The organism is Cohnella rhizoplanae (assembly GCF_948329515.1).
Taxonomy (GTDB): Bacteria; Bacillota; Bacilli; order Paenibacillales; family Paenibacillaceae; genus Cohnella; species Cohnella rhizoplanae.
This window is the reverse complement of the sequence record NZ_CAOJCN010000005.1, coordinates 235,987-256,233: the sequence shown is the minus strand read 5'-3', so window position 1 is coordinate 256,233 and position 20,247 is coordinate 235,987. Positions and strand designations below refer to the sequence as shown.

The window sequence follows — 20,247 nt, the reverse complement described above, 5'->3', positions numbered from 1 at the left end:
CCCTTGAAGCTCCTTTGCTTTATGAAGGGAGTGGAGTATTCGGAGTGTTATACTTTTGTTTAATAAAAACCTCCTTTTGATGTCAACTTTAATAGAGGAAATTAATTTTTTCCATTGCAAGTCTATCATTCTAGCTGGTAGAATGAGTGCTGACTAGAAAGCGGGAGGTTATTCATGTTGAGAAAATTGACATCTACTATATTAATTGCCGCGCTTGCGGTAGGGCTGTCGGCTTGCGGCGCGAAGGACAATTCCAATGCGAGTGCGGGCGGCAGCGCCGCTGCGAGCGAAGCGTCCAAGATTACGCTTAAGTTCGCCACCGATGCGAGCTACGCGCCGATGGAGAACATGGACAAGGACAAGATCGTCGGCTTCGACGTCGACTTCCTCGACGCGGTTATGAAGGAAGCCGGCTACGACTACAAGCTGGACAATACCGGCTGGGACCCGCTGTTCGCGGATCTGGGCAGCGGCAATCACAAGTACGACGCGGGCATCTCGTCGATCTCGATTACGGATGAGCGCAAGCAGTCGTTCGACTTCTCTATTCCTTACTTCGAGTCGGTCAACATGATTCTGACGAAGGAAGACAAGCCGGTCAAGGACGCGCTCGAGCTCAAGGACAAGAAGGTCGCCGTACAGGGCGGCACGACCGCCGAGACGTTGATGAAGGGCATCATGGGCGACACGAACCCGAACCTGAAGCGCTTCGACAGCAATACGCTGGCGCTGATGGAGCTGGAGAGCAACGGCGTCGATGCCGTCGTGGCGGACTTCGCCGTCGTGCAGTCGTATGTCCAGAGCAATCCGGAGAAGAAGTTCAACGCGATCTACGACCGCACGAACTTCGCCTCGGAATATTACGGAATTCTGTTCCCTAAAGGCACCGACGAGACCGTCAAGTCCAATATTGACGCCGCCGTCGAGAAGGTGCGCGCGAGCGACGAATACAAGGAAATTTATAAGAAGTGGATCGGCGTCGAGCCGGACACGACCAACTTGGTTACGGCCAAGTAATTGAGGGTATAATCAAGCGAAGATAGGATGCAGAGGGCATGCGGCCCGGGACTGACCGGACGCATGCTCTCTTTGATGAGAGAGGGTGCATGCGTGTATTACGCGTTTAAATTCGAGATCATCCAGGAATATTTCCCCCTGCTGATGAAAGGGACGCTGCTGACGATCGGCATCTCGCTCGCGGCCATCGTCATCGGCGTTATTCTGGGACTGTTCATCGGTTTCGGCAAAATGGCCCGCTTCTGGCCGATCCGGTGGCTGATGAGCGGCTATATCAACCTTTTCCGGGGAACCCCGCTCATTTTGCAGGTGCTCATCATCCACTTCGGCGTCATCCCGCCGATTCTGGGAACGACGAACGGGATCGTAGCCGCCATCGTCGCGCTGGGACTCAACTGCGCAGCGTACTCCGCGGAGATCTACCGCGCAGGCATCCAGTCGATCGACGTCGGCCAGCGCGAGGCGGCCTACTCGCTCGGGATGACGCATGCGCAGACGCTGCGCCACATTATCGTGCCGCAGGCGATCCGGCGCATGATCCCGGCCTTCGGCAACGAGTTTATCGTCCTCGTGAAAGATTCTTCCTTCGTTGCGTGGATTGCCGTGCCGGAGATCATGTACTGGGCGAATGCCGCCAAGAGCCAATACTATCATATATGGGAGCCGTATCTCGCGGCTGCCGTGATCTATTTCGTACTCACCTATTCGCTTAGCAAGCTGCTGCAGTGGGTCGAGAGGAGGGTGAAGTGATGGAGCCGATCATTCGAATGAGCGGGATCGCCAAGTCGTTCGGCAGCAACCAGGTGCTGCGAGACATCAATCTCGACGTAGCGCCGCGCGAAGTCGTCGTCGTCATCGGACCGTCGGGCTCCGGCAAGTCGACGATGCTGCGCTGCATCAATCTCCTCGAACGGCCGGACGAGGGCGACGTCGTCATCGACGGGCACTCGCTTATGGCGAAGGATACGAAGATTGCGGACATCCGCACGGAAGCGGGCATGGTGTTCCAGCGCTTCAACCTGTTTCCTCATATGAAAGTGCTGGACAACCTGACGCTCGCGCAGGTGCAGGTGCGCGGACGCAAGCCCGCCGAGGCGAAGGAAAAGGCGATGGCGCTGCTGCGCAAGGTCGGTCTCGAGGACAAAGCCGACGCCTATCCCGACTCTCTGTCGGGCGGTCAGGCTCAGCGGGTGGCGATCGCGCGCGCGCTCGCGATGGATCCCAAGATCATGCTGTTCGACGAGCCGACCTCGGCCCTCGACCCCGAGATGGTCGGCGAGGTGCTCGCCGTCATGAAGGAGCTCGCCGCGGAAGGCATGACGATGGTCGTCGTGACGCACGAGATGGGCTTCGCCCGCGAGGTGGGCGACCGGATCGTGTTCATGGAATCGGGCGCGATCGTGGAGGAGGGTCCGCCGGCGCAGATTTTCGAGAATCCCCGGACGGACCGCACGCGGATGTTTTTATCCAAAGTACTGTAAGCCAGCGCCCTCTTGCCGGTCCGAGACCGGGAGAGGGCGGTTTTGCGCGCGGACGTCCGCGGCGCTATGCGGCGTTGCGTCGTGTCGGCTGCAATTTTACCTACATTTAAGGAAGCGATTCGGGAACCTCGTCCCGCCCTGCTTCGTTAGTATTAAAGGAGCGTAAATAAGGGAGAGGCCTATTTATTCCGGGCGTTTTCAATTTACTTCCATCCAACGCGGTCATTTTGGCCCGATTTGGCCGCAAATAACGCTTCTAAAGCCGGAATTTCAGCTTTTTTAGCGGCTGATGTCTTTTGACATGCGGCTTCATTCGTTGCATAATTAGAAACGTTGTTTACAGCCAGATTACAAAATATAGAGATTGCGCGCATTGATACAACTGAATTGAACCGCAATGCTGCAAGGAAGGAGAGTGCTTAAGGTGCGACTGTGGAATGCGATTAAATCCAAGCCGATCCTATGGTTTTCATTGATCTTGCTCGTTAAAGGCGCTCTGGCTTGGTTCGTGATTTTCGACGACGGCCCGTCATGGGGTACGGTGCTCACCGAGATTCCGTTTATCCTCATCGTATTCTGCCTGATCGAATGGTTCGCGACCAAGCGTAAGCTGTTATATTACATGATCGTGAACCTGTCGATCACGCTGCTGTACTTCGCTGTGCTTATGTACTACAAGTATTACGGCGTCATCGTCACCTACCATGCGCTGGAGCAGGCCGACAAGGTCACGAAGGTCGGAGAGAGCACCTATTCGCTGCTGGACCCGTACTATCTGCTTATCTTTATCGATATCATCATTTTCGCCTTCTACATGTTCCGTCCGAAGTACATCGCGCGCTTCCGCAACATCGGCATGCGCCGCGTGAACCGAACCGCGCTGCTCGCGACCTTTATCGTGTCCGCCGCGCTCTGCATCTTCAACATCTGGCCGAATCACGCCAGCATGAACGAGAATAAAAAGGCAGAGGGCATGGGCATTCTCAACTACGAGGTCTATACCATCTTCGCGGACAGCACGGAGCATGAAGAAGTCATCGACATGAAGGAAATCAATCAGGATTCGATCGATGCGCTTAAAGGCGGGCAGCCGCCTGCCGCCGATCCGGCGCTGTGGGCCGCGGCCAAGGGCAAGAACCTGATCGTCGTCCAGATGGAGTCGTTCCAGAACTTCCTGATCGGTCTCTCGATCGACGGACAGGAGATCACGCCCAATATCAACAAGCTCGCCGCGGGCGATTACTATTTCAACAACTTCTACACCAATGTGGGCCAGGGTACGACGTCGGACGCCGAGTTCGTGGTGAACACGTCCCTGTACGTCCCGCACCACGAGGCCGCCACTTCTTCCGAATACATGGACAAGGCGCTGCCGAGCTTGCCTCGCCTCATGTCGTCGAACGGCTACGATACCGCAACGTTCCATACCAACAGCGTGGAGTTCTGGAACCGTACGGCGCTCTACAAGGCAATCGGCTTCGACAAGTACTACGACCAGCAGTTCTACGGCGATGACGACCATATCGCTTTCGGCTCCTCGGACGAGGTGCTGTATGCCAAGACCGTGCCGGAACTGGCCAAGATGGACGCGCAGGATAAGCCGTTCTATGCGATGGTCATCTCGATGAGCGCGCATCATCCGTACCGGATCCCCGAGGGCAAGGATAAGATCAAGCTGCCCAAGGAATACGAAGGCACGCTCGTCGGCAACTACATTCTGGCGCAGAACTACGCCGACTACGCGATGGGACAGTTCCTCGCGGACTTGAAGACCAGCGGGCTGTGGGACGATAGCGTGATCGTATTCTACGGCGACCACCAAGGTCTCCCGCTGTACTCGCTGGACAACAAGGAAAAGGATCTGATGGAAGGGATCTTCGGACGCGAATACGGCTATACGGACATGTTCAACATTCCGTTTATCGTGCACGCGCCGGGCGTGACCTCGCCCAAGACGTTCGAGCAGACCGGGGGCCAGATTGACATTCTGCCTACGGTTGCCAATCTGCTCGGCGTGTCGGTGAAGGATCAGATCCACTTCGGAGAAGACCTGATGAACCGTCATAACAATCTGCTGCCGATGCGCCACTTCCTGCCGACCGGCTCGTTCGTCAACGACACCTCGGTGTTCCTGCCTGGCGTCGGCTTCGAGGACGGCACGAACTACGACGTCCAAGACAACAGCGTGAACGCGGACGGCTCGACGGAGGCGCAGTACAACGCGGCGCTCCGTCTGCTGAACATGTCCGACAGCTACGTCAAGCAGCTGCCGGAGCTGCCGGAGAGCGGCGGTCCCGTATCGGGCGCGGCATCTAAATAATAAGCATCCGAAGGACGGACGCGGATTGGCGGGAGAGCCCGCCTTTCCCCGTCCGTTCTTTTTTGGGTATTATTATATACATACGACTTAAAGTTCGAATTCAACGATGCAGAAGGAGCCAATCGAACATGCCCGGACAAGCTAAACATACGGCCGCCATTTCCCTCGGCGTCATGGGAGCGGGATTTCTGGCCACATTCCCGATGGGAGGGTGGGGCGGCGCCCTGCTGCACGGCGGCTTCGAAGCCGGGCTTGTCGGCGGACTCGCCGACTGGTTCGCCGTCACCGCCCTGTTCCGCCATCCGCTGGGCATCCCGATCCCTCACACGGCGCTGCTGCCCCGCAACCGGGACAAGGTCGTGCGCTCGCTCATCCAGGCGATCGAGACGGAGCTGCTCACCAAGGAGAGCATTGTCACCAAGACGGCCGAGTTCAAGATCGGCGAACGGCTGCTCGACCTGCTGGAGACGCATCGCGAGGATGCCGCCGCGGCGGCAGTGCGCGTGAGCGAGTACGCGCTGGAGCGCCTGCCGATGGATCGCATCGTGCCGATGCTCTCGCGCGCGCTCGAGTCGAAGCTCCGCGAGCTGGATGCCGCGGGCCTCTTGCGCAAGCTGTCGGAGGAAGCGCTCGCGCGAGGCTACGAGGAGCGGGCGCTGGCGTTCCTGATCGACAAAGCCGGCGGCCTCGCCTCCCGCGAGGAGGCGCGGCGGCAGCTCGGCATCATCGGCGCGGCGGCGCTGCAGAACTTGCAGGTCGGCGGACTGATGGGCTTCGCGGTGAATGCGTTCATCTCCTTCATGGACGAGGAGAAGATCGGCGGCCTGCTGCAGAACGCGATCGTCGGCACGCTGGCGGAGATGCAGGCGCGGGAGGATCACCCGCTGCGCGGGATGCTGCTGGAGTCGCTGCGAAGCGCGCTGCGCAATCTGCCGGAGCAAGCGTCCGTGCTGGCCGAGATCGACGGCTGGAAGGCGCGGCTGGCCGACGGCGGCGCGATCGAGCGCTATCTGGGCGACTGGCTGGAGTCGCTGCGCGTCAAGGCGCTCGTCTTCGTGCGCGAGCCCCGGTTCGCCGAGGCGTACGTCCTCCCGGCGATCGCGGGCCTGCTCGCCAGTCTGCGCGCCAATCCGCAGGTGATCGAGACGTTCCAGACCTGGGTGCAGGACCGGATTACGGGCTTCGTCGAGCGCAATCACTGGAAGATCGGCAAGCTCGTAAAGGAGAATATCGACAAGCTGGATAACGCATCGCTGATCGAGATGATGGAGGAAAAGATCGGCGGCGACCTGCAGTGGATTCGCGTCAACGGCGCCGTCTGCGGCTTCCTGATCGGGTTGGCGCTCGAGGGGATCAACCTGCTCGCCTAGGCGTCGGATTCATGAACGTGCCGCCTGGAGCGATTTGTTATAATGGACGTAAGCTCCACAAGAGGCGGTGCGACATGAACGATATCAGCTCCTTTTTGCGCATCTTTTTTATCAACGTCAGCACGATGCTGACGCTCCTTTACCTCGCCAGCCTGCTCTATAAATATGTCATCTATAATTGGAGCGCCGCGTGGAAGGAGACGCTGTTCGTCGCGCTCGCGATCGCCTGCGGCTGGACGACCATGCGGTTCGGGTTCCGCTTCTCCGACGCGGCGCTGTTCGACCTGCGCTTTCTGGCAGTCATCGTGGCGCCGCTGTTCGTGCGCAGCCGGCTGTCGATCCTGATCATCGGCCTCGGCATCGGCCTGGGGCGCTTGTCCTTCGGCGTGGACGCGGCCGCGCTCGTCGGCTGCCTGAACGTGCTCGCGATGAGTCTGCTCGTCATCTTTATTCTCTGGCTGGCCCGGCGGAGGCGTTGGCCCGAGCTTCGCAAGATGATTACGGTGGTCGTCGCGGTCAACGTAGGCAACGTGCTGTTCATCGCGCTGTTCGGCATCATTCCGCGCAGGCACTACCTGGTCGATATCGCCCCGGGCACCTTCCTCCTCAGCCTGATCCTGAGCTTCGGCTTCATGTTCATCCTGCAGGAGTTCATGACGGAGGACCGGCGCAAGCACAAGCTGAAGCTCTATGCGGCCCGTCTGGAAAAGCAATACCGCATCTCCGAGGAAAAGGGGCGGTCTCTCGAGCTCGCGAAGCAGGAGATGGAGATCATGTACGCGCAGGTCGAGTCTGCGTCCCGCTACAAGACGGAATTTCTCGCGAATATGTCCCACGAGCTGCGGACCCCGCTGAACTCCGTGCTCGTACTAGCGCAGCTGCTCGAGGAGAACGTCGAGAGGAGGCTGAGCGACGAGGAGGTCGGCTACGCGCGGATCATCCATCACTCCGGCAAGGAGCTGCTCGGTCTCATCAACGACGTACTGGACCTGGCGAAGATCGAGGCGGGGCGGCTCGAGCTCGACCGGTCGATATTCAGCATCCGCGAGCTGCTGGGCCACATGGAGGAGCTGTTCCGGCCGATCGCCTCGCGCAAGCGGCTGACGTTCACGCTGCGCAGCGAGCCGGACGTGCCGGAGTACCTCCATACGGACGAGCAGCGGCTGAAGCAGATCGTCAACAATCTGCTGTCCAACGCGCTCAAGTTCACGCATCAAGGGCATGTGAGCTTGGCGATATCGCGCGTTCCCGAGGGCGGTCCGCTGCCCGAGGGAGGCCTGGCGTTTACGGTGGAGGATACCGGCATCGGGATCGCCGCGGACAAGCAGGAGGCCATCTTCGACGCCTTCTTCCAGGCGGACGGCTCGATCAGCCGCTCGTACGGAGGGACCGGGCTTGGGCTGTCCATCGCCAAGCAGTTCGCCGTGCTGCTGGGCGGCGATATTCGGCTCGAGAGCGAGCCCGGCCAGGGCAGCAGCTTCACGCTGCTGCTCCCCTGGCCGGCGCTGATCACCTCCGAAGCGGGCGCATGGCTGCGGACGGCCACCGAACCGGCCGCGCGGGAGCAGGCGGCGGCGTCCGCAGTCACGGCGCCGGTCCCGCCTGACGCCTTAGCGACGGCTCGGTCGCGGGCGAGCGTCGCCCAGACGCATCGGCTGCTCATCGTGGACGACGACGAGCACAATGTGTATTCGCTCCGGGTGGCGCTCGCGGCAAAGGGGTACGGGGTGGTGACCGCCTCCTCCGGCGGCGAGGCGCTGGGCGTGCTGTCCGGCAATGCGACGATCGATCTCGTGCTCATGGATATCATGATGCCGGGGATGAACGGGCTCGAAGCGATCGGACGCATCCGTCAGCTGCCGGGCCGCGGGGAGCTGCCGATCATTGCCTTGACGGCGAAGGCGTTCGCGGAGGATGGCGAAGCGTGCATGAGGGCAGGGGCGGACGGCTATATGAGCAAGCCGGTGAATCTGAGCGAGCTGGTGCGCGAGATCGAGGCGCATATCCGCAAGGGTCGCTTGCAGCCGGATGGCGGCAAATAAGGGAGAGGGGTTGCGGGCGAATGATGGGGATCAAAAAGGGAATATCGGAGGCGCTGCTGGCAAGCGTGCGGGAGACGGCTGCGTCGACCGAGCGCGCGGGCAGACTGGGGCCGGATCTGTTGGAGGCGATCTACGAGGAGCGGCTATTCAAGCTATTCGTGCCGGACGAGCTGGGCGGCCGGATGACCGCGCTGCCTGAGGCGGCGCGCCTGTTCGAGCAGGCGGCTTATGCCGACGGCAGCTTCGGCTGGCTCGTGACGATCGGCTCGGGCGGCGGCTTCTTCGCAGCGACGCTGCCCGAGGCGACGGCGGCGCTGTTCGCCGATCGGCGGGCCGTCATCGCGGGCAGCGGCCATCCGACGGGCGTCGCCAGGGCGGTGCCGGGCGGCGGGTACCGGGTGAGCGGCAGCTGGAAGTATTGCAGCGGGTCGGGCTACGCCAGCTTCTATACGGCGAATTGCGTCGTGGAGCGCGAGGGGCTGTCGGGGATGGCGGGAGGCGATGAACGATCTGGCCAGGCGGCGATCGACGCGGCGCGTCCGGGCGGCGGCGAGAAGGACTTCGATGCAGGCACGCTTACCGAGATTCGTTCTTTCGCTTTTCTCCCCGAGCAGGTCGAGATCGTGCGGGACTGGTCGGCCATGGGGCTTAAGGCCACGGAGAGCCATACGATTCGCGTGACCGACGCATTCGTGCCCGACGAGCGAACCTTCGACATCTTGACCGTGCCGCGATACGACGATCCTATCTATCGTTATCCGTTTATCCCGTTCGCGCAGGTCTCGTTCGCGGCGGTCGTGCTGGGCCTCGGACGGCGCTTCCTGGACGAGGCAGCTGCGCTGGCCGGGGCGAGGCGCGGCGAGTGGCAGCGCGCTTATGCCGGCAGATATGAGCGGGTGTCCGGCGTGATCGGGGAGAGGCAGTCGGGAGTGGCCGCGGCGGCAGACCGATTCTACGGCGAGGCGGAATCGTCCTGGGAGACGTTTGCCGGCGGCGGCGAGCTATCCGGAGAGGACATTAGCCGGGTCGGCGAAGCGTGCCGCGAAGGCGCGCGATCGGCGATCGCGGCTGCGCATGTGGTGTGGCCGCTGCTGGGCATGACCGCGCTGATGGAGCATGAGCCCGTGAACCGGGCCTGGCGGGATCTGCATACGGCCGCTCAGCACGGCGTGCTGAACCTGTAAGCCCGACGCCGAGTCGAAGAGCGGCTGCGCATGATCTGCGCACGAAGAAAGGAAGAGATGCTGTATGCTGCTGATGAACGAGAAAATAAAAGCTTCCGAAGTCGCGCTGACCGGACTGGACGGCGAGGACCTCGGCATCGTGAGCCGGGACGAGGCGCTGTCCCTGGCCAGGCAAGCGAAGGCGGACCTGGTCTGCACCTCGCTGCTCAGCAGTCCGCCGCCCTGCCGGCTGACCGCTCGCGGCGCCGCCAAGCAGACGGCCCTGCAGGAGAAGCGGGCGGAGCGCGTCCAAGAGGGCGCGGTCAAGACCAAAGAAATCCGGCTCACCGCGCAGATCGAGGACCACGACTATGACACCAAGCTGCGGCAGTCCGAGAAGCTGCTGGCGTCGGGGCACGCCGTCCTGCTGACGGTCAAGCTGGCCGGCGCCAAGGAAGGCGCGATGGCCAAGGAGCTGCTCGAGCGTATGCTCAAGGCGCTCGCCTCGCTCGGCGAGCGCGAGACCGGCATTCAGGTCAGCGGCAAACAGGTTGCGGTGAAGGTGAAGCCGCGGTGAAGGCGCAACACCATGGCAGGCATGCGTCCATATGAAAGAGCGTCTCTTCGGTGAGCGGCGCTCTTTTTCGCGTTGGCGTTTTTAAACCATGCGCTCCAGCTGTCTGTGCGGCGATTGCCCGTCCCGTATATCCGCCCCGCATGCCCGCATGCCTGTCGAACTATGAATCAAACTCCTCGTCTCGCACGCTAGCCGCCTTGGAGGAACGGCCGGCACCGCCGGGCTTGCCGGGCGCAGCCGCGAACCAGGCCGGCGCCGCTCTAGCCGGAGGCGAGATGCGGACGGAGGGGCAGGCAGCCCCGTCGCCGCCCGGAGACTGCTTGCCCTGCGCGGCCCCCGCGCCTAGCGTGCGGGCGAGCTGCAGCGTCAGGCGCTGCAGCTCCGCAAGCGCCTCGGCCATGCGCGCCGCATCCGCCAGCGCGGCCGCGTACGGCTCGGCCGCCGCCGGCCTGGCTGCGCCTCCCGTATCGGCCGCCGCCAGCCTGGCCGCTTCCCCCGTATCGGACGCCGCTGCACGGCGCACGGCCTCCGTTCCCGGCGCCTCCGCGGCTCCGCCCGCGGACTGCGCGCAGTCCGCCAGATGCATCGCCGCGGCGCGGATAAACCCGCCTATGGCCTCCTCCTGGCGGAGCAGCGCGAGGCGCAGGTCCTCCTGATACGCTTGCCGCCGGTCCGAGTCCGCCTCCCGTGTCCCCGTCATGTCTGCACCAGCTTTCCTTTAACGATGTCCTATCGACCCGAACAAGCCGCCTCTCTCATCTTATGTGCTCACGGTACGGGACCAGAACCTTATCCCGTGACGCCGAGGGTTCGTCTACCGTTCGCCGAACGTTCGCCGACGCATCAAGCTCGGACCATCGCGAGGAAGGCGCTGCCTCCCGTACGAAAAAGACGCGCATCCGCGGATGCGCGTCTTTAACCACATATGTTTTTAACTCGGTAAACGACGTTACATCGTCATCTGCACGATCTTCTTTTGGTTATCGTACGAGACGACCTTCCAGCCCAGCAGCGTGCCGACGTCGCGGAGCGGGACGACGACGCGTCCGCTTTTCACCATGAGCTTGGCGGCCAGCTTCTTTTCTTCGCCGTTGAACACGTACTTGTCGGAACCGATCGTGAACGTGTAGGTGTCCTTGTTGTTGCTCTTCTTCATGTAGATCGTCTGTTTGCCGTTGTAGTTGATGCGCGCGCCGGACTTCTCCGCGATGACCGCGAACGGCACGAAGGTTACGCCGTTCTGGATGAAAGGCGTCGTGTCGAGCGTCTCGACGGCGTCGTCGATCCCGATGTTATAGTTGCCGATCTGGAACCACAGCTTCGACGGCATAGGCGCTGGCGTTTCTTCCGCGTACGCAGCCGCGCCGGTAGCGGAGAGGGCGATGGCGGCGCCGAGCAGCAGCGAGGCGGTCTTCTTCATGGGCTTGTTCATGAAAGATCACTCCTTAGTAGGATGATATGTAATGCGCCAGTGTTAGTGGCGAATATTTCATGAATTTTATACCCCGAACGATCGAAATGCAATCAATAAGGGACAACAAATATTGGATTAAATATTCAGCAGCTCGCGGAGCTCTTCCTCGGTCATGGCGGACAGGCTCTCCTCGCCCGGCTGGATGACCTCGGCGATGAGGTCCCGCTTGCGCTGCTGCAGCTCGACCATCTTCTCCTCAATGGTGCCTTCGGCAACCAGCTTGATGACCTGCACGACGTTTTTCTGCCCGATCCGGTGCGCCCGGTCCGCCGCCTGCTGCTCGACCGCCGGGTTCCACCACAGGTCGTACAGGATGACGGTGTCGGCTCCGGTGAGATTGAGTCCCGTTCCTCCCGCGCGGAGAGAGATCAGGAAGACGTCGTTCTCTCCCTCGTTGAACCTGCGGCACAGCTCGACGCGCTCCGCCGACGGCGTCTGGCCGTCCAGATAGAAGAAGGACAGGCCGCGCAGCGACAGCTCCTCGCGGATGATCGCCAGCATCGACGTGAACTGGGAAAAGAGCAGGATCCGCTTGCCGCTGTCGAGGGCGTCCCCGACGATCTCGAGCAGCTGGTCGAGCTTGCCCGAGCTGCCCTCGTAGCCCTCGACGAACAGCGCGGGATGGCAGCAGAGCTGGCGCAGCCGCGTGAGTCCGGCGAGGATGCGCATGCGGCTCTTCTGGAAGCCGTCCTGCTCGAGATGCTGCAGCGTCTCGGCCTGGAGCTTGGCGAGATAGGCGACATACAGCTTCTTCTGATCCTCGGTCAGTTCCGAATGCTGCAGCGTCTCGATCTTGTCCGGCAGCTCCTTGAGCACGTCCCGCTTCATCCGCCGCAGCAGGAAGGGACGGACGCGCCGGGCTACGAGCTCCCGCGACATCGCGGCGAACTCGCGGCGGCTGCCGAACAGCTCGGGGAAAACGGAGTCGTACAGCGACCATAGCTCGTCGAGCGAGTTCTCGATGGGCGTGCCCGTCAGCGCGAAGCGGATGCCCGCCTGAATCTGCCCGACCGCCTGCGCGGTCTGGGTCGCATGGTTCTTGATCGCCTGCGCCTCGTCCAGGAACAGACAGTAGAACTGCAGCTTCGCGTACAGCTCCATGTCGCGCCGCAGCAGCGGGTAGGACGTGATCACGACGTCGGCGTCCTCGATCCCGGAGAGCGTGTCCGCGCGCTCCTGCTTGTCTCCGGCGGCCATGCTGACGCGGAGCCCCGGCGCGAAGCGGCTCAGCTCGTGTTTCCAGTTGAAGATGAGCGAAGCCGGGGAGACGATCAGCGCCGGACGTCCGGTGGCGCGGATCTCCTCGCGTACCGACTCGATGAAGGCGATGCTCTGCAGCGTCTTGCCGAGGCCCATGTCGTCCGCGAGCACGCCGCCGAACCGATACTGCGCGAGGGTGCGCATCCATTGGTAACCGAACTTCTGATAGTCGCGCAGCGTCGCCGTCAGCCCCTCGGGAATCGGAAAGTCGAGATTGTCGGGATTGCGCATATTGTCCAGCAGCTCGCGCAGCGCCCGGGTGAGCTTGACGCTGCCGCCGCGGATGTCCGCGTCCATGAGCGGGAGGCCGCGCACGGCGGCGAGATCCAGCCGCGAGCCTTTGATCTCGGACTTGCGGATGCCCATCTCGTCCATGAGCCGGGAGATCTCGGCATAGCCGCCGTCCTCGAGCGAGAGCAGGCCGCCGCCGGACAGCCGGTAATAAGGCTTCTTTTCCACCAGATTGCGCAGGATGTCGCGGATCTCCTCGTCGTCGATCCCCTCGACGTCGAAGCGCACCTCAAGCCAGGAGGCGTGCGCGTCATAGTCGATCGTCATGCGGGGCGCGGGAGGCAGGTCCTGCAGCATCCGCCGCATCGGCGCGGTCGCGCTCACCTCGACGAACCGCTCGAGCTCCGGCAGCAGCCGGTACTGGAAGCGGTAGATCAGGTCCTCTTCCTCAAGATACAGCTCGCTGCCGTTGTACTTGAACGAGGCGCGCTCGATGAGCGCCATGATCCGGTGCTCGGTGTCGACGTCGCGCACCAGGATGGCCTCCCGGTCGCCCGCGTCCCGCCGGAAGGGACTGTCCGCCTGCAAGGCGTTGATCTCCGTATCGCCGTAGCGGTACGTCAGGCGGGCGAGCAGCCGGCCGTTCAGCCAGTCGAGGTCGAGCCTCGCCGCGAGCGGGGGGCTGACGATGCGGTCCGCGATCGGCTGCGCGATATCGACCTGGCCGATCCGCTTCAGCGCGGGCACGACGCGGTCCATGAACGACTCCATCTGGGCGGGCGCGATCAGCGCCTGCTTGGCCGGCTTGTAGGCGAACATCCGCTTTAGCTCTTCCAGCCGCCGGATCGCGGCTTCGCCGGCGCGGTGCAGGGTGCCGTCCGCCAGCACGTAGCCGTAGTTTTCCAGGATGACGAGCTTCTCGAGACCGCGGATGTCCATCCGATACCCCTCGAGCTCCTCGGCGCTGTCCAGCTCGAAGACGAGCGGCAGCGGCGCCTCGGTCACCTCGACGCGATCGGCGGTGCGCATGCCGTACTCGAAGCGGACGCTCGCGCGCGCGAACAGCGGCAGCAGATCCTCCCAGGCCAGCGGAGGCAGGATGAGCAGCCGGTCCATGGCGAGGGCCATGCCGCCCGGCGCCGCGCGGAAGGCGTCCCGGTAAGCGGCCTCGCTCCGCGCGATGACGACCAGCCTGTCGATGACGGCCCGGTCCTCGGGCTTGAACACATGGACGACAGGATCGTAGACGAAGTGCTTGGCGAAGACGCAGGATTGACCGAGCTCGATCCGGTCGAGAAACTCCTTGAGCTTTGGCACGACGTACAGCCGCTTGGGCCCTACCTTCATCTCGATCGCGAGCAGCGGGGAGCGGGTATTCTCCGTCACGGCCTTGCAGATGAATTCGACGTCCAGCGGCACGGACTCGCCCGCTTCGGCTTCGCGTTCTTCGATGGCGTCCGGCAATCCGGCGAAGCCGTCGAACAGCGAGATCAGCCCTTTGGTGAAAAGCAGGTCGCGGGTCGGGATCAGCGCATCGCGCTTGACCGCCGGCACGGCGGCAAAAGGATGCTCCTCGGGCTCCGGCGCCCGCTCCCGGTGGAGATGGATCAGCGCGGCGGCGATATGCTCGCAGTAATATTGCGAATGCGCGGCCGAGCAGTCGCAGCGGGCGTCTACGATGCCGGAGTCGCCCAGATCGACGCGCACGCTCCTGCGCCCTTCGGCGCCCCACACGTACGCGTCGTACCGGCGTTCGTCCTTCTGCTCTTCGGCGGCGATCGCCTTGCCCGCTTTATCCAGCTTCATGCCGCGTTCGTACGCGGTTTGCCCGCACAGCAGCTTGATCTGCTGGAGGGACGGATGATAAATCATGCGAATGTTTCCTTCCCCGCGACAGGGGATCGCGAATGGTAATATTTCATTATACCACAGCCCCAAGCGCTTTTAGTCGGCCTGCAGCGGTCGCCGCTTGTCCCTATTTGGGGCGTTTCCGTCCTCGGCAGAACGGACGAAGCCTCCATAAAAATAGCCCTTCGCGCCGGATCGGGCGGAGGGCTCTCGCTGCAGTCGCGCGTGGTCAGGCTTTTTCCCTGAGGCCTACGATATGCACGAGCTGCGGCGTGGAGACGACCTTGATGACGTGATGCGCCTTGTCGTACTCGACGCTGCCGGAGCCCGCGCTCGCCGACTTCTCGGCGCCGAGTACGTAGAAGAGGTCGTCGGCCAGCGTGCGGATGCACACGTCCTTTTCCGCCTGGGTCAGGTCCGCCCAATCCTGTTCATCCATCTCGAACGTATCGTAACAGTCCGGGATGGTCGCCAGCGCCTCGGACAGCTCATCCAGAATCTCGTCGTAGGGTCTTGTATACCGAATGGCCACGTTCGCTCACTTCCTTTCGTATGTCCACATTATAGCTTATTTTTACCAAGCGCGAAGCGTGCGAGCGTCCTCGTCCCGGCGGCGGCTGGCAATTGCATGCATCGCTTTATTTGGAGGCGGCAAAAGACTATAATGATGAAGTTGATTTGGGCCGGCGAATTTGACTTTGCGTTTATATTTTGATTTCTCCGCGTTTACATTTAAATTTATAATTTACATTTAAATAGAGGGACGGTCTTATATTTATGATGGCGTGGCAGCGGGTGCGGTACTGGCTTATGAAGCCGTTCGTGTTTTTTTCCCTCTTGATGATTCTGAAAATGTACCTCGCAGGGTATGTGATCTTCGAGGGCTGGAGGCTCTGGCCGCCGCTCGCGACGGGGCTTCCGTCCGTCTGGGTCGTATTCTGCCTGATCGAGCTGCTCGCGCCCCGGCGCAAGCTCGGTTTGTACCTGACGGCGAACGGCGTGTTGACGTCGGTTTATTTCGCCGTGATTATGTATTACAAATATTTCGGCGTCATCGTCACCTACCATGCGCTTCAGCAGGTGAACCAGGTGACGGAGGTCAAGGGCAGCGTGTTCTCCCTTCTCCATCCGTACTTCCTGCTCATTTACACCGACTTCGTCGCGCTGCTGATTCTGCTTTGCGCGAGCAAGCGATTCCGCGCCTGGGGACGCGGGCTCAAGAACCGCGAGCGGCGCAGCGTGCTTGCGGTGATCGGCCTGCTGTCGCTGGCCGCCTGCATTTTTACCGTCTGGCCGTACCGGCACAGCATGAACGAGGTCGTGCAGGCCGAGAAGATGGGCATCATCAACTACGAGGTCTATGCCGCGTTCGCGCCGTCCAAGGATAAGGACGTCGACGTCTCGGGCCTCACGCAGGCGCGGATCGACGAGCTCAAGGGCTATGCGCCGCCATCCGGAACGCCGCTCTATTGGGGCAAGGCCGGCGGCAAAAACGTGCTCGTCGTCCAGATCGAGGCGCTGCAGAACTTCCTGATCGGCAAGTCCGTGGACGGCCAGGTCATCATGCCCAACCTGAATGCGCTGGTCGGCGACAGCCTCTACTTCGACCGCTTCTATCAGCAGGTCGGCCAAGGCAATACGGCGGACGCCGAGTTCGTCGTGAACACGTCGTACTTCGTGCCGAGCCACGGGGCCGCCTCGCAGGAGTACGCAGGCAAGGAGCTGCCCAGCATGCCGCGCCTGTTCGGGACCAACGGCTACGACACCGCTACGTTCCATACCAACGACGCCGTCTTCTGGAACCGCACGGAGCTGTATCCGGCGCTCGGCTGGCAGAACTATTACGATAAAAAGCTGTTCGGCGACGAGGATACCGTGATGTTCGGCGCCTCCGACGAAGTGTTGTACGCCAAGTCCACGGCGAAGCTGGCGGAGATGGCGGCCGGCGGCAAGCCGTTCCTGGCGCAGCTGATCTCCATGTCGGGCCACCATCCGTACAAGATTCCGTCGCGCAAGTACAAAATGGAGCTGCCGGACCGCTTCAAGGGCACGCTCGTCGGCGACTATATCCGCGCGCAGAACTATGCGGACTTCGCCCTCGGCCAGCTGATCGCCGACCTCAAGGCGCGCGGGCTGTGGGACGATACCGCGATCGTCTTGTACGGAGACCATCAAGGTCTGCCGATCTACTCGCTGACGTCCGGGGAGAAAAAGCTCATGAAGGAGCTGCTGGGCCGGGATTACGAGCTGACCGACATGCTCAACATCCCGCTGCTGATCAAGCTGCCCGCAGGGGCGGCCGAGCACCGCACGATCGACACGGTCGGCGGGCAATCCGATATCTTTCCGACGATCGCGAATCTAGCGGGACTGCCGATGTCCGATCATCTTCATTTTGGCCAAGATCTGCTCAATTCAACCGGCAATCTGCTGCCGGAACGATATTATCTGCCGACGGGCTCTTATGTCGACGACAGCGGCATATTCATCTCCGGCACGGGCTTCGAGGACGGGCGCACGCTCGGATTCGGCGGCGCGGGCGAGACGCCGGGGGGCGACAGCCGCGCGAACTACGACAACGCGATGAAGCTGCTCAGCATGTCCGACGGATACATCCGATCCTTGCCGGACCGGAAGTAACGGATCGGGGAGGAGGGAACGGCTATGCTTGCGAATTCTAGGGCATACGGCAAGAGGTTCGCGCCGCTGCTCGCGATGCTGATCTTCCCGGTGCTCGGGATGATCTATGCGGCCGTGAACCGGGTGCACGGTCGCGTGTGGCACCTATCGACGCCGCTCGACCGCGCGGTGCCTTTCGTCAAGTGGTTTGCCGTTCCGTATGCCGTGTGGATCGTGTTCATCTACGCGTGCTTGCTCTACTTTTTTTCCAAGGACGTGCTGACATTCTACCGCGCGATCGCGACGTACACGTTATGCGCGCTCGTCTGCTACTTCGTCTACAGCGTCTTCCAGACGACCGTGCCGCGGCCGGCGCTCGTCGGTCACGACCCGCTGACGCGGCTTGTCGCCTACATCTATCATCGGGATCGGCCGTTCAACTGCTTTCCGAGCATCCACTGCTTCTCCAGCTACATGGTATTCCGCATTCTCGCGGGCAGCCGCTTCAAGACGCGCCTTAGCCTGTCGCTGATCGGCATCGGCTCGGGGCTGATCATGCTCTCGACCCAGTTCATCAAGCAGCACGTGCTGCTTGATCTCATCGCGGCCGTGGTACTCGTCGAGCTCGTGCTGCGTGCGGTCATCGCGGCAGAGAGCTGGATGACGGGGAGGACGTCGGTCGGCGGACGTTCCGAGGAAGCGATGTACGGCTCTTAGCAGGAAAATCATGAAGCGAACGCGAATCCAAAAGGATTGGCGTTTTTTTTCGTCTTATATAGACAGCGCTTACATATGGATTGAAGGAACGGAAAGACAGGTGTTTGACAGATAACCTAACATCAAATTATTCTAAGAATAGTAAAGCGAAGGGATTAATCTAAGAGGAGGGAGCTAAAATGACACTGATTGAATCATCCGATATTCCGCGCGAAAAGACGAATCTGAACCGGCGCTTTCCGATTTTCATCGAAGACACGGTCGGCGTGGACTCCGGTTATCAGCGGATGCACTGGCATGACGCGCTGGAGATCAACATGATCAAGTCCGGCGCGGGTTATTACATCATCAACGGAGAACGGTTCGAATTCCGGCAGGGAGATATCCTCCTCATTAATTCGAACGATCTGCACTGCGCCTACGAGACCCGCGATCTGGTGCTTCAAGTCGTGTCGTTCGACGGCTCCTGGCTGACCGGCACGCTCCGGTACGACCCCGAGATATTGGCTCCCTTCAAGGAGATGGGCGTGAGCTTCTCGAATTTGCTCGATCGCGCGCATCCCCGGATCGGCACGCTCCGTTCGCTGCTGCTGGAGATGCAGGCGGAGCATATCGGCGCGCAGCGCTCGCATACCTCGCTCGTCTATGCCTGCCTGCATCAATTCCTGGCTTACGTGAACCGCGACTTCCGCGCTCCCCGGCAGGGCGGAGGGGCGGCGCTCGGCGCGGGCAAGCTGGAGAAGATCCGCCGCGTCATCCACGCGATGGAGACCGATCTGGCCCATCCCTGGACGCTTCAGGAATTGGCCGAACGCGTTTATCTCAGCCCGTCCCGTTTCTGCGACGTTTTCCGGCGGACGGTAGGCGTGCCCCCGCAAGTCTATCTCATCCAGCTCCGGCTCGAACAGGCCGTCAATCTGCTGGAATCCACCGACCGGAAGATCCTCGATATCGCCCTGGAATGCGGCTTTCGCACGCTGTCCAATTTCAACCGCTTGTTCAATCGCCAATACGGCTGCTCCCCCCGGACCGTCCGCTGCAAGATGTCCTGATCTCCGGCACGCGGTCAAAACAGTAAGATAGTATCAGTTTTCGGTCGATTTGGCGCAGAGGCGCCGCCCCCCGGCAGGTAAGATAAAGGAAATCACCGACGGGGGGCTATGATGGCGTATGGCGCTTACCGACACCCGCATGGCGCGGCAGGACGGAGACCGCAAGCCGTCCGGACCTGCGCGGTTTCTCCGGCAGTGGGACATCCAGCTGATGGTGCTGCCGGGCCTGGCTTTTCTGCTGATATTCAGCTACATCCCCATGTACGGCGTGCTGATGGCGTTCCAGGACTACAGCCTGTTCAAGGGCTTCTTCGGGAGTCCGTGGGTCGGCCTCAAGCACTTCGAGATGTTCTTCGGCGCCCCCGAGTTCTGGACGGTCATCCGCAATACGGTCGTCATCAGCCTGCTGAAGCTGCTGATCGGATTCCCCGCGCCGATCCTGCTGGCGCTCATGCTGAACGAGATCCGCGGACGCGTCTTCAAGCGGACGATCCAGACGATCAGCTACCTGCCGCACTTCCTCTCCTGGGTCATCGTGTCCGGTCTCGTCGCATCCCTTCTGTCGACCGAGAATGGCAGCCTCAACATCCTGCTGCAGCGGCTGAACCTCATCGGCGAGCCGATCAACTTCCTCTCTCTGCCCGAATACTTCTGGACCATCCTCGTCGCCACCGACGTGTGGAAGGAGATCGGCTTCTCCTCCATCGTCTACCTCGCGGCCATCGCCGGGGTCGATCCGCATCTGCACGAGGCCGCCGCCGTAGACGGCGCGAGCCGGCTGCGCCAGATGTTCTCGATCACGCTGCCCGCGATCCTGCCGGTCATCGTCGTCTTCCTCATCCTGGCCATCGGCAATCTGCTGAACGCGGGATTCGAGAACATCCTCTTGCTCGCCTCGAATCCCGTCCTGAGGGACGTCAGCGACGTCCTGGACACGTACGTATACCGCATCGGCATCCAGAATTCCCGCTACTCTTACGCGACGGCCGCCGGCTTGTTCAAGGCGCTGATCAGCGTCGGGCTGCTCGTGGCCGCCAATCGTCTGGCCCGCAGATCGGGGAACAGCCTATGGTAGG

16 protein-coding genes are annotated in these 20,247 nt (G+C 61.7%); 12 read left to right on the top strand and 4 right to left on the bottom strand.

What is annotated here, in order from left to right; all coding sequences use genetic code 11:
- The first annotated feature begins 174 nt into the window (after nucleotides 1-174).
- From PQG80_RS11250 to infC, 8 genes are all read left to right on the top strand, one after another.
- Nucleotides 175-1,017, top strand: a complete 843-nt coding sequence (locus PQG80_RS11250) for a basic amino acid ABC transporter substrate-binding protein (RefSeq protein ID WP_271751406.1) — start codon at nucleotides 175-177, stop codon at nucleotides 1,015-1,017.
- 144 nt (nucleotides 1,018-1,161) lie between these two features.
- Nucleotides 1,162-1,767: an amino acid ABC transporter permease gene (locus PQG80_RS11245; protein WP_271751458.1), complete on the top strand. Its 606-nt coding sequence runs from the start codon at nucleotides 1,162-1,164 to the stop codon at nucleotides 1,765-1,767.
- 8 nt (nucleotides 1,768-1,775) lie between these two features.
- Complete coding sequence (locus PQG80_RS11240; RefSeq protein WP_271751457.1) at nucleotides 1,776-2,498, top strand: amino acid ABC transporter ATP-binding protein; 723 nt, start codon at nucleotides 1,776-1,778, stop codon at nucleotides 2,496-2,498.
- Nucleotides 2,499-2,895: 397 nt separating this feature from the next.
- Nucleotides 2,896-4,818 carry an LTA synthase family protein gene (locus tag PQG80_RS11235; RefSeq protein WP_432432745.1) on the top strand — a complete coding sequence of 641 codons (1,923 nt, stop codon included), beginning with the start codon at nucleotides 2,896-2,898 and terminating at the stop codon, nucleotides 4,816-4,818.
- A gap of 128 nt (nucleotides 4,819-4,946) precedes the next feature.
- Entirely contained in the window at nucleotides 4,947-6,188 is a 1,242-nt protein-coding gene (locus tag PQG80_RS11230; RefSeq protein ID WP_271751404.1) for a DUF445 domain-containing protein, read from the top strand.
- Between the two features lie 74 nt (nucleotides 6,189-6,262).
- Nucleotides 6,263-8,230 (top strand): ATP-binding protein, encoded by a 1,968-nt coding sequence (locus PQG80_RS11225; protein ID WP_271751403.1) that lies wholly within the window; start codon nucleotides 6,263-6,265, stop codon nucleotides 8,228-8,230.
- Nucleotides 8,231-8,250: 20 nt separating this feature from the next.
- Nucleotides 8,251-9,414 carry an acyl-CoA dehydrogenase family protein gene (locus PQG80_RS11220; protein ID WP_271751402.1) on the top strand — a complete coding sequence of 388 codons (1,164 nt, stop codon included), beginning with the start codon at nucleotides 8,251-8,253 and terminating at the stop codon, nucleotides 9,412-9,414.
- A gap of 64 nt (nucleotides 9,415-9,478) precedes the next feature.
- Nucleotides 9,479-9,970: a translation initiation factor IF-3 gene (gene infC / locus PQG80_RS11215; RefSeq protein ID WP_271751401.1), complete on the top strand. Its 492-nt coding sequence runs from the start codon at nucleotides 9,479-9,481 to the stop codon at nucleotides 9,968-9,970.
- A 160-nt stretch (nucleotides 9,971-10,130) separates the two neighbouring features.
- On the opposite strand, the gene PQG80_RS11210 is transcribed toward infC, so the two are convergent.
- The 4 genes from PQG80_RS11210 to PQG80_RS11195 form a co-directional block, all read right to left on the bottom strand.
- Nucleotides 10,131-10,670: a hypothetical protein gene (locus PQG80_RS11210; RefSeq protein ID WP_271751400.1), complete on the bottom strand. Its 540-nt coding sequence runs from the start codon at nucleotides 10,668-10,670 to the stop codon at nucleotides 10,131-10,133.
- Nucleotides 10,671-10,919: 249 nt separating this feature from the next.
- The gene (locus PQG80_RS11205) at nucleotides 10,920-11,402 is read right to left on the bottom strand and encodes a copper amine oxidase N-terminal domain-containing protein (protein ID WP_271751399.1); all 483 of its coding nucleotides are present in this window, start codon (nucleotides 11,400-11,402) and stop codon (nucleotides 10,920-10,922) included.
- 117 nt (nucleotides 11,403-11,519) lie between these two features.
- The gene (locus tag PQG80_RS11200; RefSeq protein WP_271751398.1) at nucleotides 11,520-14,807 is read right to left on the bottom strand and encodes a DEAD/DEAH box helicase; all 3,288 of its coding nucleotides are present in this window, start codon (nucleotides 14,805-14,807) and stop codon (nucleotides 11,520-11,522) included.
- 205 nt (nucleotides 14,808-15,012) lie between these two features.
- Complete coding sequence (locus PQG80_RS11195) at nucleotides 15,013-15,315, bottom strand: hypothetical protein (protein ID WP_271751397.1); 303 nt, start codon at nucleotides 15,313-15,315, stop codon at nucleotides 15,013-15,015.
- A 245-nt stretch (nucleotides 15,316-15,560) separates the two neighbouring features.
- Here PQG80_RS11195 and PQG80_RS11190 point away from each other — a divergent pair, with 245 nt between their 5' ends.
- From PQG80_RS11190 to PQG80_RS11175, 4 genes are all read left to right on the top strand, one after another.
- Nucleotides 15,561-17,423, top strand: a complete 1,863-nt coding sequence (locus PQG80_RS11190) for an LTA synthase family protein (RefSeq protein ID WP_271751396.1) — start codon at nucleotides 15,561-15,563, stop codon at nucleotides 17,421-17,423.
- A gap of 24 nt (nucleotides 17,424-17,447) precedes the next feature.
- On the top strand, nucleotides 17,448-18,119 hold the full coding sequence (locus tag PQG80_RS11185) for a phosphatase PAP2 family protein (protein ID WP_271751395.1): 672 nt from the start codon (nucleotides 17,448-17,450) through the stop codon (nucleotides 18,117-18,119).
- A gap of 179 nt (nucleotides 18,120-18,298) precedes the next feature.
- Nucleotides 18,299-19,171, top strand: a complete 873-nt coding sequence (locus PQG80_RS11180) for a helix-turn-helix domain-containing protein (protein ID WP_271751394.1) — start codon at nucleotides 18,299-18,301, stop codon at nucleotides 19,169-19,171.
- Nucleotides 19,172-19,310: 139 nt separating this feature from the next.
- Entirely contained in the window at nucleotides 19,311-20,246 is a 936-nt protein-coding gene (locus PQG80_RS11175; protein WP_271751456.1) for an ABC transporter permease, read from the top strand.
- Nucleotide 20,247: the final 1 nt, after the last annotated feature.

Excerpts from the sequence above, each read along its gene's own strand:
- PQG80_RS11250 (WP_271751406.1), top strand. The coding sequence starts at position 175 with ATGTTGAGAAAATTGACATCTACTATATTAATTGCCGCGCTTGCGGTA.
- PQG80_RS11245 (WP_271751458.1), top strand. The coding sequence starts at position 1,162 with ATGAAAGGGACGCTGCTGACGATCGGCATCTCGCTCGCGGCCATCGTC.
- PQG80_RS11235 (WP_432432745.1), top strand. The coding sequence starts at position 2,896 with ATGCTGCAAGGAAGGAGAGTGCTTAAGGTGCGACTGTGGAATGCGATT.
- PQG80_RS11230 (WP_271751404.1), top strand. The coding sequence starts at position 4,947 with ATGCCCGGACAAGCTAAACATACGGCCGCCATTTCCCTCGGCGTCATG.
- PQG80_RS11225 (WP_271751403.1), top strand. The coding sequence starts at position 6,263 with ATGAACGATATCAGCTCCTTTTTGCGCATCTTTTTTATCAACGTCAGC.
- PQG80_RS11220 (WP_271751402.1), top strand. The coding sequence starts at position 8,251 with ATGATGGGGATCAAAAAGGGAATATCGGAGGCGCTGCTGGCAAGCGTG.
- infC (WP_271751401.1), top strand. The coding sequence starts at position 9,479 with ATGCTGCTGATGAACGAGAAAATAAAAGCTTCCGAAGTCGCGCTGACC.
- PQG80_RS11210 (WP_271751400.1), bottom strand. The coding sequence starts at position 10,670 with ATGACGGGGACACGGGAGGCGGACTCGGACCGGCGGCAAGCGTATCAG.
- PQG80_RS11205 (WP_271751399.1), bottom strand. The coding sequence starts at position 11,402 with ATGAACAAGCCCATGAAGAAGACCGCCTCGCTGCTGCTCGGCGCCGCC.
- PQG80_RS11200 (WP_271751398.1), bottom strand. The coding sequence starts at position 14,807 with ATGATTTATCATCCGTCCCTCCAGCAGATCAAGCTGCTGTGCGGGCAA.
- PQG80_RS11190 (WP_271751396.1), top strand. The coding sequence starts at position 15,561 with ATGATGGCGTGGCAGCGGGTGCGGTACTGGCTTATGAAGCCGTTCGTG.
- PQG80_RS11185 (WP_271751395.1), top strand. The coding sequence starts at position 17,448 with ATGCTTGCGAATTCTAGGGCATACGGCAAGAGGTTCGCGCCGCTGCTC.
- PQG80_RS11180 (WP_271751394.1), top strand. The coding sequence starts at position 18,299 with ATGACACTGATTGAATCATCCGATATTCCGCGCGAAAAGACGAATCTG.
- PQG80_RS11175 (WP_271751456.1), top strand. The coding sequence starts at position 19,311 with ATGGCGCGGCAGGACGGAGACCGCAAGCCGTCCGGACCTGCGCGGTTT.